22 protein-coding genes and 1 pseudogene are annotated in these 14,360 nt (G+C 23.9%); 18 read left to right on the top strand and 5 right to left on the bottom strand.

Annotation, left to right across the window (positions count from 1 at the left end; genetic code table 11):
* Positions 1-4: 4 nt before the first annotated feature.
* The 10 genes from NY022_RS03810 to NY022_RS03765 all read left to right on the top strand — a co-directional run bounded on the left by NY022_RS03810 (position 5) and on the right by NY022_RS03765 (position 5,893).
* On the top strand, positions 5-949 hold the full coding sequence (locus NY022_RS03810) for a Dna2/Cas4 domain-containing protein (protein WP_267523655.1): 945 nt from the start codon (positions 5-7) through the stop codon (positions 947-949).
* 100 nt (positions 950-1,049) lie between these two features.
* On the top strand, positions 1,050-1,304 hold the full coding sequence (locus NY022_RS03805; RefSeq protein ID WP_267523653.1) for a hypothetical protein: 255 nt from the start codon (positions 1,050-1,052) through the stop codon (positions 1,302-1,304).
* 211 nt (positions 1,305-1,515) lie between these two features.
* Positions 1,516-2,052, top strand: a complete 537-nt coding sequence (locus tag NY022_RS03800; RefSeq protein WP_267523651.1) for a thymidine kinase — start codon at positions 1,516-1,518, stop codon at positions 2,050-2,052.
* Positions 2,024-2,449 carry a hypothetical protein gene (locus tag NY022_RS03795; RefSeq protein ID WP_267523649.1) on the top strand — a complete coding sequence of 142 codons (426 nt, stop codon included), beginning with the start codon at positions 2,024-2,026 and terminating at the stop codon, positions 2,447-2,449. Before NY022_RS03800 ends, NY022_RS03795 begins: the two co-directional genes overlap by 29 nt.
* 188 nt (positions 2,450-2,637) lie before the next feature.
* Positions 2,638-3,060, top strand: coding sequence for a hypothetical protein (locus NY022_RS03790; protein ID WP_267523648.1), 423 nt, complete (start codon positions 2,638-2,640; stop codon positions 3,058-3,060).
* Entirely contained in the window at positions 3,057-3,326 is a 270-nt protein-coding gene (locus NY022_RS03785) for a hypothetical protein (RefSeq protein WP_267523646.1), read from the top strand. Before NY022_RS03790 ends, NY022_RS03785 begins: the two co-directional genes overlap by 4 nt.
* A gap of 157 nt (positions 3,327-3,483) precedes the next feature.
* Positions 3,484-3,870 carry a hypothetical protein gene (locus NY022_RS03780; RefSeq protein WP_267523644.1) on the top strand — a complete coding sequence of 129 codons (387 nt, stop codon included), beginning with the start codon at positions 3,484-3,486 and terminating at the stop codon, positions 3,868-3,870.
* 74 nt (positions 3,871-3,944) lie between these two features.
* A complete protein-coding gene (locus NY022_RS03775; protein ID WP_267523642.1) occupies positions 3,945-5,075 on the top strand; it encodes a toprim domain-containing protein in 1,131 nt (376 codons plus the stop codon).
* A 110-nt stretch (positions 5,076-5,185) separates the two neighbouring features.
* The gene (locus NY022_RS03770; protein ID WP_267523641.1) at positions 5,186-5,416 is read left to right on the top strand and encodes a hypothetical protein; all 231 of its coding nucleotides are present in this window, start codon (positions 5,186-5,188) and stop codon (positions 5,414-5,416) included.
* 276 nt (positions 5,417-5,692) lie between these two features.
* The gene (locus tag NY022_RS03765) at positions 5,693-5,893 is read left to right on the top strand and encodes a hypothetical protein (protein WP_267523639.1); all 201 of its coding nucleotides are present in this window, start codon (positions 5,693-5,695) and stop codon (positions 5,891-5,893) included.
* 338 nt (positions 5,894-6,231) lie between these two features.
* Here the strand turns inward: NY022_RS03765 and NY022_RS03760 are convergent, their stop codons facing one another.
* The 4 genes from NY022_RS03760 to NY022_RS03745 are packed head-to-tail and all read right to left on the bottom strand — an operon-like array spanning position 6,232 to position 7,933.
* Positions 6,232-6,504, bottom strand: coding sequence for a hypothetical protein (locus tag NY022_RS03760; protein WP_267523636.1), 273 nt, complete (start codon positions 6,502-6,504; stop codon positions 6,232-6,234).
* A complete protein-coding gene (locus tag NY022_RS03755; protein ID WP_267523634.1) occupies positions 6,461-7,408 on the bottom strand; it encodes a ParM/StbA family protein in 948 nt (315 codons plus the stop codon). Before NY022_RS03755 ends, NY022_RS03760 begins: the two co-directional genes overlap by 44 nt.
* Before the next feature lie 50 nt (positions 7,409-7,458).
* A complete protein-coding gene (locus NY022_RS03750) occupies positions 7,459-7,668 on the bottom strand; it encodes a hypothetical protein (protein ID WP_267523632.1) in 210 nt (69 codons plus the stop codon).
* Positions 7,661-7,933: a hypothetical protein gene (locus NY022_RS03745; RefSeq protein WP_267523630.1), complete on the bottom strand. Its 273-nt coding sequence runs from the start codon at positions 7,931-7,933 to the stop codon at positions 7,661-7,663. Before NY022_RS03745 ends, NY022_RS03750 begins: the two co-directional genes overlap by 8 nt.
* Positions 7,934-8,694: 761 nt before the next feature.
* On the opposite strand from NY022_RS03745, the gene NY022_RS03740 reads away from it, so the two are divergent.
* From NY022_RS03740 to NY022_RS03705, 8 genes are all read left to right on the top strand, one after another.
* Positions 8,695-9,102 carry a hypothetical protein gene (locus NY022_RS03740; RefSeq protein ID WP_267523629.1) on the top strand — a complete coding sequence of 136 codons (408 nt, stop codon included), beginning with the start codon at positions 8,695-8,697 and terminating at the stop codon, positions 9,100-9,102.
* A complete protein-coding gene (locus NY022_RS03735; RefSeq protein ID WP_267523627.1) occupies positions 9,099-9,929 on the top strand; it encodes a TrbC family F-type conjugative pilus assembly protein in 831 nt (276 codons plus the stop codon). Before NY022_RS03740 ends, NY022_RS03735 begins: the two co-directional genes overlap by 4 nt.
* A complete protein-coding gene (traF, locus tag NY022_RS03730; protein ID WP_267523625.1) occupies positions 9,916-10,647 on the top strand; it encodes a conjugal transfer protein TraF in 732 nt (243 codons plus the stop codon). The genes NY022_RS03735 and traF overlap by 14 nt, the downstream gene beginning before the upstream one ends.
* Positions 10,644-11,210, top strand: a complete 567-nt coding sequence (locus NY022_RS03725; RefSeq protein ID WP_267523623.1) for a sugar-phosphate nucleotidyltransferase — start codon at positions 10,644-10,646, stop codon at positions 11,208-11,210. The genes traF and NY022_RS03725 overlap by 4 nt, the downstream gene beginning before the upstream one ends.
* Positions 11,207-11,545, top strand: coding sequence for a hypothetical protein (locus NY022_RS03720; RefSeq protein ID WP_267523621.1), 339 nt, complete (start codon positions 11,207-11,209; stop codon positions 11,543-11,545). The genes NY022_RS03725 and NY022_RS03720 overlap by 4 nt, the downstream gene beginning before the upstream one ends.
* Before the next feature lie 105 nt (positions 11,546-11,650).
* Positions 11,651-11,806: a hypothetical protein gene (locus NY022_RS03715; RefSeq protein ID WP_267523619.1), complete on the top strand. Its 156-nt coding sequence runs from the start codon at positions 11,651-11,653 to the stop codon at positions 11,804-11,806.
* Positions 11,778-12,275, top strand: a complete 498-nt coding sequence (locus tag NY022_RS03710) for a hypothetical protein (RefSeq protein ID WP_267523616.1) — start codon at positions 11,778-11,780, stop codon at positions 12,273-12,275. Before NY022_RS03715 ends, NY022_RS03710 begins: the two co-directional genes overlap by 29 nt.
* Before the next feature lie 153 nt (positions 12,276-12,428).
* Entirely contained in the window at positions 12,429-13,034 is a 606-nt protein-coding gene (locus NY022_RS03705; RefSeq protein ID WP_267523614.1) for a hypothetical protein, read from the top strand.
* Positions 13,035-13,547: 513 nt separating this feature from the next.
* Here NY022_RS03705 and NY022_RS03700 read toward each other — a convergent pair.
* Positions 13,548-13,796, bottom strand: a pseudogene (locus tag NY022_RS03700) (hypothetical protein); the annotation flags it as partial.
* Between the last annotated feature and the right edge of the window lie 564 nt (positions 13,797-14,360).

Here is a 14,360-nt window from a genome sequence, read left to right as displayed (position 1 = left end):
ACTCATGGAAAGAGTTGAAAAAATTAATGTTTGGTTTGAAGAAAACCTTGCAAAAGTTATGGATAAAGATACTGAAATTACATTAGGTGATAGAAGTAAGTATATTGGTGCCTCTGATATAGGAGGTTGTTTAAGGGCTAGTTATTTAAATAAAGTACAACCTAGAATAATTGATACTAAACAAAATTTAGTTTTTCTTAGAGGTCATTTAGCTGAGGGTATTTTACAAAAAGCATTTCAAGGATTAAATCTTTTATCGCAAGTTGAAGTAGGTTTTGATGAACTTAGTTTAAAAGCACATATTGATTTTGTGTTAAATGGTAAGAATGAGACATTAATTTTTGAATGTAAAAGTGTTAGTGGAATACCTGAACTACCTTATGAAAGTTGGATTTTACAAGTTCAATTACAAATATGGTTACTTGAGAAAAAAATACCTAATAAGCCTATTTCAGCGTTTGTGTTTGCAATAGATGTAAATAATGGTGATTATAAGTTTTTTGAAATAAAAAGGAATGACTTTTTATTAAAATTGGCATTTGAAAAAATACAAAAATTAAAATACGCATTAGATACTAAAGAAGAACCTAAAGCTGAAATTCAAGGATACTGTGGTAAATGTTCTCATAAAAATACTTGTCCTTTAGTTAATAGTAATGAAACAATTGAGCTTAGCGATGAGATAAAACAAAGAGCTGAGAAATTAGTTGCTAGAGTAAAAGACTTAAAAGAACAAGAAAAAGCTTTAGATAGCGAAAAAGAAGATTTAAAAAATGTATTAGAAACACTAAATATTAAAAAACTTAGTGTTGTTAGTGGCAATATTTCAATTACTGCTGAAAGCACAAGAAAATCTTTTGATAGTAAGAGTTTTGGTAATGATTACCCAGAACTTTTGGAAAAATATCAAAAAGAAAGTGTTATAAAAGGTTCTTTGAAAATAAGCTAAATTAGTAATTACCCCCTATGGGAAGAATATTCCCATTATGGGGTTTATTTTTCTTTTTGGGTTGGTTTTTATTTTTAAATTTAATCTAAAAGGTTACAATATGGATATTTTAAAAAAAATTATTCAAGCTTTTTATACTATTGTAATATGGTTAGCAAAAATAATATGGAAAACATTGCTTGAATATATAAAGCTGCCAAGAAATAAAGTATTGGAGCTTTTAAAGATTTTAGGCATGGCTGTATTAGCTAATAGTATATATGATGTGATTACATTTAGCGATAAAAAAGAGGCTTATGTAATTGCATTGATAGGGATATGGATTACCTTAGAGTCAATAAGGAGACAAAAATGAATTACATAGGGATTGTAATACTTGCGTTGGTTTGCTATAAATACTTTAAATATTGTGATAAGATGGATATACTAGAGCAAGAAAAAGAGCAAGAAAAAAAATAAAGCTCTTTAATTTATACATTTACCCTAAGTTGGGAATAAGTAATATTCCTAACTTTAGGATACTTATTTATTCCTTTTGTATTTATTTTTTATCAAAAAGGATTTTAATGCTTACTTTAATTTTAGGAACTATGCGTTCTGGTAAATCAACTGAATTAATTAGAAGAATGGTGCAACTACACCAAAACAATTCTAATTATATTTTTATTAGGAACAGTATAGATAATAGGAATTTTATAGCTAGAGATATTACTTTAGCTGATGGTTATAAAATAGTAGATGAAACTAAACTTTTCAATAATTATAAGGGTTATATCTTGTTAATTGATGAGGTTCAGTTTTTAGATGAAAGCCTAGTGCAAAGAGTTATTGAGTTATCACTTGATAATGATGTAATTTGTGCTGGGCTAAGTAGTATGGCAGGGTCAAACAAATTATGGGATAGTGTAGCAACGCTTATTCCTTTTGCAGATAGTATAACAAAATTAAATGCTATGTGTGAATGCTGTGGCAAAATTGCCATAATTCATAAACACTTAGGTGGAGCAATGGTTGGCGACAATTATAAAGTTCTTTGTCTTAAGTGTTTTAGTGTTGAAAATAAAGGAGTTATAAATGAATTTAGAAAAAATGCTAAAGATTAAAAAAAGACTAAATGAATGGTCTAGTAAAAATAAGTTAGATGTGATCAAGCAAAGAAAAACATATTTAACTGATATGTTAGATAAGATACATAAATATTATTTGGCAAATAGTGAATATGAGAAAATAAATAGCTTATGTGAAATGACTATTTTAACCTTATGTGTAATTGAAGATAAGGATATAAATAAAAAGTTGGTAGAAAACTACGAATATAGCTTTATTTTTAAAATTAATGATGTCTTAGGATATTTAAAAGCTATTGCATTTTGTAATCAAATAAATGCTGATTATTCTTGCTATTTAAATGAGTATAGCTCAATATTAATATCACTATTAAATGAGTTAGACACTTTAAATATAGATTATGTTAAATGCCTAGAAGAGAAAATAATCTGAATTAGGTTTTAGGTGCTTTAAGCTAACAAAATTAACGGACCCTAGTTGGGAGTAAATAATATTCCTAACTTTAGAATACTACTTATTTCTTTTAATTTTAAAAACAAAATGTTCTCCAAACGGAGTAATTCTTCGTTAGGAGAATACTACCCTTTGGAGTTTTAAAAATAAAATACAAAGGATAAATTATGACAACAAGCATACTAAATAAAAAAATAGCTTATTTTCAAAATAAGCTAGAAGTAGCTAATGATGGAATTAGTACAGAGTGGCTTAAATTTGAAATTAAAACAATTAAAGAGCTAAAAAAAATAGCAACCTCTCAAAACAAAGAGGATATAGCTAATTTTATTAGCTATCTATCCAAAATAAAAGAACATTTTAGCTTAGAGCTAAGAGATATAGAAAAAGATATGTATGGAGATCATCATATCTTGTTTATAAGAAACCAAGCAAAAAGGCGACTACATCTTTTACTCTCAATGAAAAGTTTGCTTAAATTTTCATTTGATAATTGCAAAATTAAATATTATTTCCAAAGGGCTTTTTGGCAATGTGGAGATGATGATTTTGCATTTACAATGCTACATTCATTGGGGGCATTAGCATGATAAAGCTAATTACCATTTGGCACATCATTTATGCCCTTGTAGCTGTTGCTTTGTTTTGCTTAGCTATGGGTCTCATCGTGCCAGATGATGAAGTTGGCTTTATGTGGCTTAATGGATTTGGCGTAAGTGTAGCTTTAATACCTTACTTCATGTTAGCGTATTATGTAGCAAAGCTTATGCTTTTTACCTATAAGCTAATAGCCAAAAAAGTTAAAACGCTAAACTTTGCTAGAGGTTTAGACACCGATAACGGCGGTGGTAACTAGTATTAATTTCTAAACAAAACCCACTTGGGGTAATCTCTACCCCTTATGGGTATTGTATTGCTCCTTTCTATTGGGTTTGATTTAGCAATTAGCTAAATAAAATAAAAACTCACTTTGACAAGCCTAAGTCAAATGTAATGAGTAGAAAGGATTTAAAATGGCAAATTTAATTAATTTATTTAAAAAAGGATACAAAGGAAGAGTAGCTAGAGTTGATTTATCAAAAAGCCTTTGTAAAGTTGTTGGTTGGGATTTAGAAACCCCTACATTATTTCAAAAATTTATTTTTAGAAAATTAGCTCCTATGATTGTAGAAGATGATGTATGGAGTTTAGAAAACTTTTTTCCTACACATGCAAGAGATTATTTAATAAACATAAATGAAAGTATTAAGTGTAATTATTATAGCTTATTAGATTACTTAGCTATGCAAGAGCCTGATTATATAGATGATGAGATCTTATACGAAGAGGCACAGATTGATAGTTGGTATGATAAATCTTTAGATGAATTTATGCAAACTTATTCTAAATCTATTAAATAATCAGTTAGTGGTTAAAAGACCTAAAAACAAATAAATATTTTTATTAATTACCTAATGCTTTAAGGAGGCGAAAAATGGGTAGTAAGTATGACCTTGTGTCAATAAAAAATATTCCTATCGCTAATGTAATAGAGGCGTTAGGTGGAGAAAATACTAAAAATGGGCGTATGTTTCATTGTCCTAACTACAAATTTCACAATAATAGCGATAAAAGTGCTAGTATGGGTATAAAACAAAATACTAATACTTGTAAATGCTTTGCTTGTGGATTAAGTGGGGATAATATAGATATTACAAAAATCGTTTTAAACACTGATTTTAAAGGTGCTGTTGAATGGTTAGGCTCTACTTTTAGCATATTAGAAAATTGTTGCCATAGTGAATTAAAAAAATCATCAAGGGTTAAAAAAGAAATAGAGCTTATGGATTTTGATAAGACAAGACCATTTTTAAATATTAGGTTAAATGATTATATTAGAGCCTATAAGGAAATGACTTTAAGTCAAAGATATAAATTTGTTTTAACATTTATTTATAGATTTAGCTTAACTACAAATCAAAATCAAAAAATAGCTTATTATAAAAGTCGTGGAATTGATAATAAAATAATAAAACAAATCGGATTTATTAGTAAAAATGATAAAAATGATTTAGTTGCATTATTAAATAAATTCTTTCCACTAAAAGATTTAATAAATTTTAAGATTTTAAATACAAATAATGAGTTTTTACATTATCACAATATTTGTATAGTGCCATTTTTTGGCCTATATAACAATATGGTTAATGGATTAATGTTTAGAGCAACGCATAAAGGAGCTAAAATTAAGGAAATAAACCTTAGTAATAGAGATTTAGCTCTAGCCTTGCCGTTTGGTTTAAATAAGGACTTAATCACTAATGCTAAAGAAGTATTTATTTGTGAGGGGCATATTGATGCACTTTGCTTAAAAGATAAATATGCAATAGGTCTTAGTGGTTGTTGGGGTTTTAAAGAAAACTTTATTGGATTACTAAAAGGTAAAAAAATTTATTTATGTCTTGATGAAGATGATGCTGGTCGTAAGGCTAGTGATAATCTTTATTCTATGCTTAGAAAACACGGAATATTTGCAAAAATTGTTCGTTGGAATGCTAATTATGGCAAAGATATAAATGACCTTATGCTTAATGGTAAGCTTGATGAGGTTTTAGGTGCTTTATAGTTTTTAAAAATATAAAAATTACCCCCTATGGGAAGAATATTCCCATTATGGGTGTTATTTTTCTTTTTGGGGTTGGTTTATTTTTAAATTAATTTTAAAAAGGATATAATATGAAAAAATATTTAAAAAAATATATTTTTTATAATAAATTTGTATTAGAGAATTTTGCAAGAGGTTTTTATACAAGTGGTTTTAGTATAATAATTGCTTTGGCAGTTACATTTGTATTTAAAGCAGATTTTTCAACTTTTGCTATACTAATAATAGTAAGTGGGCTTGTAATAAGCCTTTTTTGTTTTTTTATTGGTATTATACTAGATAATATCAGAAAGGATTTATAATGGCTTTCATACCATTAGCATTTTTAGGTGCATTTTGCTTATTTATGCTATATTACAGCATAGATCATTTAAAGTCAAAAGAACAAAATAAAAAATAAAGCTCTTTAATTTATACATTTACCCTAAGTTGGGAATAAGTAATATTCCTAACTTTAGGATACTACTTATTTCTTTTTAAATTTAACAAAAAAACAAATTGTTCTCCATAGGAGCAAAACACTCCTATGAGAGTGTATTGTCCTTTGGAGTTTAAAAATAAAATACAAAGGATAAAAAATGAAAATAATTGAAATTAATGCAAAAAAAGTATCAAAAGCTAAAGCTTTAAAAATCTTAAAAGAAATTGAAAACATAAAAGGTGATTTTAAATATCCATATAATGATATAAGACTTAATAGCTTTATATCAATAGCTGATTTAGAAGAGGCTTGCTATTATAATGGTATTAAACCAAAAGAGCTTTTTTATGTTGTTTAATTCTAAAAAGTTACACTAGTTTAGAACATTTATGAGTTTTATATTTTTAAATGTTGGTTCGTTAATATTTATATAGAGAGAATTAATTTTTTAAATAATCTTATCTATAAATTAAATTTAAATAGATTACAAAATTACTACTGGAGTAACTTTACTAACTTTTAGGGTGCTTTTAGCCCCTAACCTTTATTTAAAGGTAATATTTTCGTTTATTAAAGATACTTTTTAGTATTTTTCATAAGTGAATAATTTTAAAATAATTATGTTTAATTGGTTTTAAATTTATATTATGTTAGACATAATTTAAACTACAAAAGTGGTATTACCACTCTTATAGTTTAATATTCAAAAGAATAGCTATCCTTATTATTTTCTTTGATAGATAGTGTTTCTATGCTATCTTTTTGCTCTGTATTGTCTTTTAAATATTCAGTTTCTTCATCAGTAGTATCTATAAAAATATCTAATTTATCTTCTTTTTCTAATTTTTTAGCATATTCTATTATAGCTTGTTCTAAAAACACCCTTTTATTTCTGCCTAATTTTTCAACAATACTTATAGCTAACTTACTTTGTAGCTTTACTTGTATATGTGTTTTTGTAATACTCATAATATCCCCTGACATTAGCAAACTCATAAGGTATATCGCTAAAATCTGCTGTTTTTACTAAATTTTTTACGAGTAGCTTATCTAAAAAGTATGCTCCACCGCCACTAAAAATTACTTTATTAGCTTCATATAAAATGGCATTTTTTGTATAAAGCATATTTATTAAATATTCAGTATAATCACTTTTTAGCTCTTGTATTTCATTTTGAAAATCTATTTTTTCTCCAGCGATTTCAATATAACCATTTATAAATATTTCTTTAGCCTTTTGTTCTGTAAAATCAATCTTTGGAAAATTATTAGATAGTATATTTACTAATTGATTAATGATGATATTAGCTCCCTTAGTATTTGCAAAGCAACCATCACTTAAGCCTACACCATCTTTATAAGGTAATATATCTAAAGTATTAAAGCCTATATCTATTACATAAACAAGTCCGTTTTTGTCTTTATTATAACTATCAAAAATACCTCTACCTTGTGGTCTAATTTTAATTTCAGCAAATTCAATACTTTCATTATTTACATATACTTTCTTAATTCTTTCACAAAACCTATTTACTTCATTGATATTTAAAACACTAAGTCCAGTAGCTAATACTAAATCTTTTCTAGTAGTATCTACTCCAGCTAATTTTAAAGCATGATATATTAAAAGTGGTGCGTGTTTATAAAGTAATTCAAAATCTCTTGTTTCATAAGCATTGTTAACTTTATCACCTACAATATATTTCTTATCATTAAATAAATACTCATTACTATTTACTTTTTCTGCTATGCTTTCAAATCTATTAATAGTAATACCTTTCTTACTAACTGCATTAGGAAACTTAAATAATTTATTTTTATAACAAACTTTAATATCTCCGTAGCCTAAATCAATAGCTATTAGATTATCCATTTTTATTTCTCCTTTTTAATTTTTATTGTTTTTATTTTTATTTTAAATCCTTAACAAATTCTTTGCATTTTTAATATTTGTTTTTCTGTAATTTCTATATCTTTTTTAACTAATTTTTGTAATTCAAATAAATCATAAATATAATGTTCTTCATTAGGTAAAAAATTAGAATAATACTTATCACAAATAATATCTAAATCACTTAAAAAGTTTTTTAAGCGATTTAGTCTTTTATTTTTTTTATATTGTATTTTATTCATTTTCTGACTTCTTCAATTCTATATATTCTGAAAAACTTACTTCTTCATCAACCTCATCAAATAGAATATCTTTTATAAAATCTAGTCTATATTGGATATTTTCATCTATTTTTATTTTATTATCTTCTAAGCACCCACATACTTGTTCTAAAGTTAAAGTTAAATTATTTATACACTTTTGCGTTCTAATAATTTCATCTGATAAATATTGAAAACTATTTTCTAAGTCTTTACAAAATTCTTTGAAATTCTTTTCTTCACTCATTTTTACTCCTAGATAAAGTATAATTAAATATTATTTAATTAATGTATATAATTATAATAAAATATTACTTAATAATTACTTAAATAATAATTAATTAATATAATAATTAATATGTCTATTACTTAAGTAATATTTAAATATTAGTAAAATAATGTATTTATATAATATACTATTACTTAAATATTAGTTAATTAATTTTTATTATGAATTTAGCATTATTTAAATATTAGTTATATAATATTATCTTAAGATAATTTTTAGTTATATATTAGTGATATAATGTTTAATTAATATATATTTTAAACTAAAAAATAAAAAATCATTTTTTTGTTTTGATATATATTATTAATTTATAGGTATATTTTCTATAGATTTTTATAATAGCTTTTGATTAATTTTGACCCTTTATAAAAGTATTTTTTATTATTAAAAAATTTTTTTATATATTTTTTAAAAAAACGACATATAAGAACACTTATTTCACCCCCTATAGTTTTACACCTTGTAATTAATATAATATATTAATAATATATCTTTTTTCACACCCTATTTTTTTAAAAATTAGTATTTTAATACCTACATAATAAGAACACTTATTTCACCCCCTAATAGATGAACCACTGTTAATAAGAACACTTATTTCACCCCTTAAAATATGTAGCTTTTTTGTCTTTTTACAAAAAAAAATATATTTTTTTGTAAAAACGAACTATTTTTTATTAATTAGCTAAATTATTTATATAAACCAAAAAGGAGAAAAGATGCTAAACGAAAAGTATAAAAAAATAGCAATTACTTGGTATAAAAAAGCATTTGAACTAAAACTTTTAACTAATAAGCCTATTTTTAAAAAAGACTTTATTAATTTTTTAAGCTTTACAATTTTTAATAAAATTTCTAAAGACTATGAAAAGCAATGTTTAGTTATATCAAATAAAGCTTTTGATTATGCTAAGGATACAATTAAACAAAAGACAAGTAGGAGTTTAAAAAATAAAAATATATCAGACATAATCTTAAGTTTTGAAAACTATAACTTAATAAAGACAATTCAATACGCCATAGTATCAGATTTAATTACTTCTAAAAAGGAGGATACACAAAAACTAATCAATCTAATTAACATTTTTTTAAAAGAAAACAATTTAGATAAAAAGGATAATAAATGAAAAAGGCAATATTACTAAGCTTTGTTTGTATTTATTTTTTAAATGCAAATAACGAACAAGAAATATTTAATGAAAAATACAATAATTATGATAGCTCAGCAAAGGTATATGAAAATAACACTTTTGATATTAATAAATTATCAGATATAAACCTAAGGCCTAATTATGATAAAGATATTACTAAACAAGATAAAGATTTAAAAGAAATTAAAAATAACCTACAAACTATAATTAATAATAAACAATATAGTGATAATTTCAATAATGCTAAAAATTACATCTTATATGATACAGACTATAAAAATACAGATACATTTAAAATATATAAAAAAATACAAGAACAAGGGTTGCTAGATAATAACGAAAAAATCTTTATAGTAATAAGCTCAAGTCTTAGCAAAGAAACAATACAAAACTACCTAAACATAGCAAAGCTTAGTCCTAATGATTTTGATTTTGTTTTACAAGGAGTAATAGGCAATGATTTATCAAAGCTAAAGCCAACACTAAATTACTTAAAGGAGTTAAACCAAGATAACTACGCATATAATTTAAGTATAAATCCTAAAATCATTCGTGCATACAACATAACTAGAGTTCCAGCAGTATTGTTTATAAAAAACTTTAATAAAGAACTAATAGATTATGTAAAAGCTCCCAATATAAATACTGATGATGAAAATGTATTTATAGCTTATGGGGATTATTCCTTAGATTATGTTTTAGAGGAGATTAATAAAAAGGCTAATAGTAAAAAACTTGACCTAATTATCAAAAAAATAAAAACTAATTTTTATAATAAGGATATAAAAAATGAAACTAAATAATTTCTTTTTTATAGGCATTTTATCTACGCAATTATTAGCCTTAGATAGTTTTTACGAACAATCTAAAAAAGGTTGGTTCTTTTATGAAACAATTAAAAAAGATGAGGTTAAAAAAGAAGAACTAAAAGAAGAAGATAAAAAGGATAAGGTCTTTACTGATATAAACCAAATTCCTATTAATGCTTTAAATACTTTAACTGCTACTGAGTTTAGACAAGCATTTGAATTCGCTAAAGATATAGCTGTAATGAACCCAACTAGTGACAATGTATATGTAGTGCAAGTAATGAATACCTTTATGTCAGAAAATGCAAACAAATTTAGTTCGTTGTGGCAACGAAATTTACTTGATAGAAATAAATTAATATCAGATAAGCCTATGACAACTTTTGAAAACGATATTCAAAAAAACATTAAGAAAAAGGAAGAAAAAGAGTTTTTTGCTAATACCGATTTAAATTATTTTGTTTTTTATAAGGATATAGATGATAAACTGTTAAATATAAAGCGATTAATTACTTCACTTGAATATAAAGTTCCAACTAAATTCATCAACATAAACGAATATCCAAATATAACTAAAGAATATAACATAGACTTATTACCAAGTATATATGCTGTAACTAAAAATAAGAAAAAAAGAATATCAAATGGCAATGTTTTAACACAAGATTTGATTATTTATTACACTTTAATTCAATTAAAGGACAACAAATGACTAAACCTTTATTTAGCAAAAACAAAAACGATGAGTGTTACACTCCAGCTTACGCTGTATTTCCTATACTTGAGTATTTAGATAAAAATGAAGTTATATGGTGTCCTTTTGATACTTTAAATAGTAATTTCGTTAAGGTTTTAAAAGATAAGGGTTTTAATGTAATTCATTCTCATATACAAGATAATAAAAACTTTTTTGAATACGAACCTAAATGTTTTGATGTGATAGTATCAAATCCACCATTTTCAAACAAGAAAGCAATATTTAAAAGGGCTTTATCTTTTAATAAGCCTTTTGCTTTGCTTATGTCAAATTTATGGCTTAATGATGTAGCACCATATCAATTATTTAAAGATAAAGGATTAGAGTTACTTATGTTTGATAAGAGAATTGATTTTTTAAATCCTAACTATGAGCTTATGAGTAATAATAGAGTTCCTTTTGGTTGTTCTTATTTTTGTTATAAGTTTTTACCTAAGCAAATAATAATGAAAGAATTGAATAAAAACAACAATAATTTAATTTATGATAATAATAATTTATTTAAGGATTTTATATGAGTAAAATACAATTAAGTAGTGATATAGAATTAATTAATATTGATAATGTAATAAGTTTTATTTTTAAATTTAAAAGTAAAAATAACCCATTTTATGGAAAAACATTATGTTTTGATGAGGTAAGATATTTAAGAACTTTTTATTCTTCATTTAGTAGGTTGCTTAATGTATTAGGTGATAATTATTTATTTGAAGAATATTATAGTTTTAGTTTAGATTATAATATATATAAAATTGAAAACCACAACATTAGTCAAATTATCATTAAAGATATTAATAACAAAATATCTATTAATGTCTTAGAAAAGATAAATAATACTTTTTTAAAGGGATAAAAGTAAAACAATAATATTTATGTAAAAACGAACTTTATTTTAAAAAAATATTAAAATTATTATATCTAATAAAATGGGAAAATTTTAGATTGAAAAGGAAATAAAATGATTGAAAGAATAAAAACAATGATTGTTTTTCTTTTTATCTTTTTAGCTTTTAGTTTTACTGGATATTTATGTTATATAGATTTTAGAATGCAATTATTTTTAAAAGATTTAGAAAGGATAAAAAATGAATATAGAAAATTTAAAGGAAATTAAGCAAAGGCTAGATATTTGGAGAGAAGAAAGGCGGTTAGATTATGAAAGTCAGCAAAAGGGTTTCGTATCAAATATATTAGATGAATTAAGAGAGTATTATTTAGCTATTAATGATGATGAACGAGTAGCTGAATTATGTGATATAGTGATATTTTGCTTAAATGTAAATAATTTAAGAGAATTTAATCCAAATCATTATAAAGAATTTGCTTCTCTTAGGAATTTAGTACACAATTTTGCAACTATGATTAGTAATGATTATACAGGGCTTAAGCTTGATTTTAATAATGAGCTAGTATATTCAAGCATAGAAATGCTAATAATTATTTGTATAAATATAATTAAACGAATGGGTTATAACCCTTATGAGTGCTTAAATGAAAAAATAAAAGAAATAGAAAGTAGAACAGTATATTATGATGAAAAAATAGGTAAGTTTATAAAAAATAAAGGTTTGGTTATACTTTAAAAGATTATATAAATTTACAATATAAAACAGGAGATTAGATATGAATGAAAAACTTATATGAAATTGAAGAATTCAAAAGATATTTTATGAACTCAGAAAAACAAAGAAAAAAGAATTGTGATATTGTAGTTTTTAAAGATAAGGAGAATTAATATGTATAAAAAATTATTATTTGCAATTATGTTTTTTAGCACGGCACAAGCTGTAACAATTTTAAATTTAGGCAACACTTATGACTTTGCTGAAGAAAACCTATTAGACCTTTTAAGCAAAAGAATAGAAGAAAAACAAATTTATCTTAACGCAAATAAAGAGAGTATTACTAATGAGTTAAAAAATAAGGTAGATAATTATAAGCCAAAAAATTTAGCTAAATTAACTCCAGCACCAAAAACAACTTCAAGGTTAGTAGATATTACTTATATCCTTGAAAACGATATTGTAGCTTATAATAAAGTGTATTATCGTAAAGGTTATAAGATAAACCCTTTGCAATATGTAGCCTTGCCTAAAAAATATATAATATTTAATGGCGATAATGTAAAAGAATTAGACTATGTTAAAAAACATTATAAAGGAAAACTAGATTATGAATTTATTTTATGTGGTGGAGATTATAAAAAGTCTAGCGAAATTTTGGGTGTATGGCTTTACTATCTTCCTCAAGTTATGAAAGATAGATTTAAATTAGAGCATAGTATAAGTATTGTTAGCCAAGAAAATAATTTAATTAAAATAGATGAAATATCTGTAGATTAATACTAAAATATTTTATATTTATTTATAGCTTTTTATAAATTTTCAAAAATAGTTGCTAACCCCTAATTTTTTATCAGGTTGCAACAAAAGCAATTCAAAATAAGCGATAAATTTATCAAAACGCTTGATTTATTTTTAAGAGTAAAAGAACTTGATATACTTTTAAAAATTGATAGAATAAGAAATAAATATAATTAACTTTTTATTAATAAAAAGTATATATAATATAATTCTCCTTTCTAATTTTATTTAGCTTAAATAAGTAGCCTTGATATATGTTAAATATATAAGGCTTTATTTTTTATAAAAGAAATAAAATTGTTTTAATTATATTAGTTAATATAAATAGTATTTTTACAGCCTTTTTATTTATTTATCTTAATAGATTTTTTTTGATTTTAGGCGTGTTTTTATGCGTTTATGATATGTTTTTATATTTTTTTAAAGGAATTATTTATCTATTTTATATGTAAAAATCTATAAAAACCTTAAAAACGAACTACTGAGGATTAATCAGTAGCTCGTTTTAACTAAGTTATTTTTTAATTCTAAGCTTATTAATTTTTTATCAATTTTAAAAGTGGCTAAATTCATACACTTTTCAATAAGTGATTTTTGTTTATCTGACAACTCTAATCTATCTGTAATATCATCTGTTATCGCATAAGCACCATAATGACTATAATTTTGATACACTTTATGTATAATTGCTCCATAAGCGTAAGCTTCAAAGTCATCTTCAAATAACGGCTCATCATAAAATTTTAAATTTTGTGCTTATAGAAAATATAAAATCTTTTGTAATTGTAAGTTAGTGATTTTGTAGTTATTTTGATTACAATATTTAATCACTTGTCTAGCATAAAATATTGCGTTTTTCATACTCATTTTTTCTCCTTTTATTTTATCCATAAAATTGATTTTACTATTAAATTAAAATAAAAACAATAATTCTAATAATTATATCTTTATTAACAAAAAACGATGTATAATCATCTATGTATAAATGTTTTATACTAATTAACAAGATATATTAATAAGTATTTTGTTTTAGGTTAGAGTTGCTTAGGCTAAAAGACCTTGTTGATAAAAACAAAAAAAATAAGCAAAATCAAAAAAGATATATGCCTTAAGAATGTTGATATTACAAATCATCAATTTTCTAATATAAATGCTCCAAATTTAATTTATTAGAATTAAATCCTTAAATAATATATTTATATAATTAATAATATATTTATATAACTAAGTTTAGATTTTATAAATAAATTGTCTAGTATTTTTATTGTCCTTTATGCAAGGTTCTCAAGCAATTTTCTTTTCTAT

The sequence above is a fragment of the Campylobacter sp. MG1 genome (genome assembly GCF_026616895.1).
In the GTDB taxonomy this organism is placed as follows: Bacteria; Campylobacterota; Campylobacteria; order Campylobacterales; family Campylobacteraceae; genus Campylobacter_E.
Note: the sequence above shows the minus strand (reverse complement) of the source record. Positions and strands in the feature narration are given on the sequence as shown.

What these genes read in the sequence shown, in the direction of transcription:
- NY022_RS03740 (WP_267523629.1), top strand. Translation starts at nt 8,695, where the DNA reads ATGCTAAACGAAAAGTATAAAAAAATAGCAATTACTTGGTATAAAAAA.
- NY022_RS03805 (WP_267523653.1), top strand. Translation starts at nt 1,050, where the DNA reads ATGGATATTTTAAAAAAAATTATTCAAGCTTTTTATACTATTGTAATA.
- NY022_RS03795 (WP_267523649.1), top strand. Translation starts at nt 2,024, where the DNA reads ATGAATTTAGAAAAAATGCTAAAGATTAAAAAAAGACTAAATGAATGG.
- NY022_RS03765 (WP_267523639.1), top strand. Translation starts at nt 5,693, where the DNA reads ATGAAAATAATTGAAATTAATGCAAAAAAAGTATCAAAAGCTAAAGCT.
- NY022_RS03720 (WP_267523621.1), top strand. Translation starts at nt 11,207, where the DNA reads ATGAGTAAAATACAATTAAGTAGTGATATAGAATTAATTAATATTGAT.
- traF (WP_267523625.1), top strand. Translation starts at nt 9,916, where the DNA reads ATGAAACTAAATAATTTCTTTTTTATAGGCATTTTATCTACGCAATTA.
- NY022_RS03785 (WP_267523646.1), top strand. Translation starts at nt 3,057, where the DNA reads ATGATAAAGCTAATTACCATTTGGCACATCATTTATGCCCTTGTAGCT.
- NY022_RS03810 (WP_267523655.1), top strand. Translation starts at nt 5, where the DNA reads ATGGAAAGAGTTGAAAAAATTAATGTTTGGTTTGAAGAAAACCTTGCA.
- NY022_RS03770 (WP_267523641.1), top strand. Translation starts at nt 5,186, where the DNA reads ATGAAAAAATATTTAAAAAAATATATTTTTTATAATAAATTTGTATTA.
- NY022_RS03790 (WP_267523648.1), top strand. Translation starts at nt 2,638, where the DNA reads ATGACAACAAGCATACTAAATAAAAAAATAGCTTATTTTCAAAATAAG.
- NY022_RS03755 (WP_267523634.1), bottom strand. Translation starts at nt 7,408, where the DNA reads ATGGATAATCTAATAGCTATTGATTTAGGCTACGGAGATATTAAAGTT.
- NY022_RS03780 (WP_267523644.1), top strand. Translation starts at nt 3,484, where the DNA reads ATGGCAAATTTAATTAATTTATTTAAAAAAGGATACAAAGGAAGAGTA.
- NY022_RS03705 (WP_267523614.1), top strand. Translation starts at nt 12,429, where the DNA reads ATGTATAAAAAATTATTATTTGCAATTATGTTTTTTAGCACGGCACAA.
- NY022_RS03725 (WP_267523623.1), top strand. Translation starts at nt 10,644, where the DNA reads ATGACTAAACCTTTATTTAGCAAAAACAAAAACGATGAGTGTTACACT.
- NY022_RS03800 (WP_267523651.1), top strand. Translation starts at nt 1,516, where the DNA reads ATGCTTACTTTAATTTTAGGAACTATGCGTTCTGGTAAATCAACTGAA.
- NY022_RS03745 (WP_267523630.1), bottom strand. Translation starts at nt 7,933, where the DNA reads ATGAGTGAAGAAAAGAATTTCAAAGAATTTTGTAAAGACTTAGAAAAT.
- NY022_RS03750 (WP_267523632.1), bottom strand. Translation starts at nt 7,668, where the DNA reads ATGAATAAAATACAATATAAAAAAAATAAAAGACTAAATCGCTTAAAA.
- NY022_RS03735 (WP_267523627.1), top strand. Translation starts at nt 9,099, where the DNA reads ATGAAAAAGGCAATATTACTAAGCTTTGTTTGTATTTATTTTTTAAAT.
- NY022_RS03775 (WP_267523642.1), top strand. Translation starts at nt 3,945, where the DNA reads ATGGGTAGTAAGTATGACCTTGTGTCAATAAAAAATATTCCTATCGCT.
- NY022_RS03715 (WP_267523619.1), top strand. Translation starts at nt 11,651, where the DNA reads ATGATTGAAAGAATAAAAACAATGATTGTTTTTCTTTTTATCTTTTTA.
- NY022_RS03710 (WP_267523616.1), top strand. Translation starts at nt 11,778, where the DNA reads ATGAATATAGAAAATTTAAAGGAAATTAAGCAAAGGCTAGATATTTGG.
- NY022_RS03760 (WP_267523636.1), bottom strand. Translation starts at nt 6,504, where the DNA reads ATGAGTATTACAAAAACACATATACAAGTAAAGCTACAAAGTAAGTTA.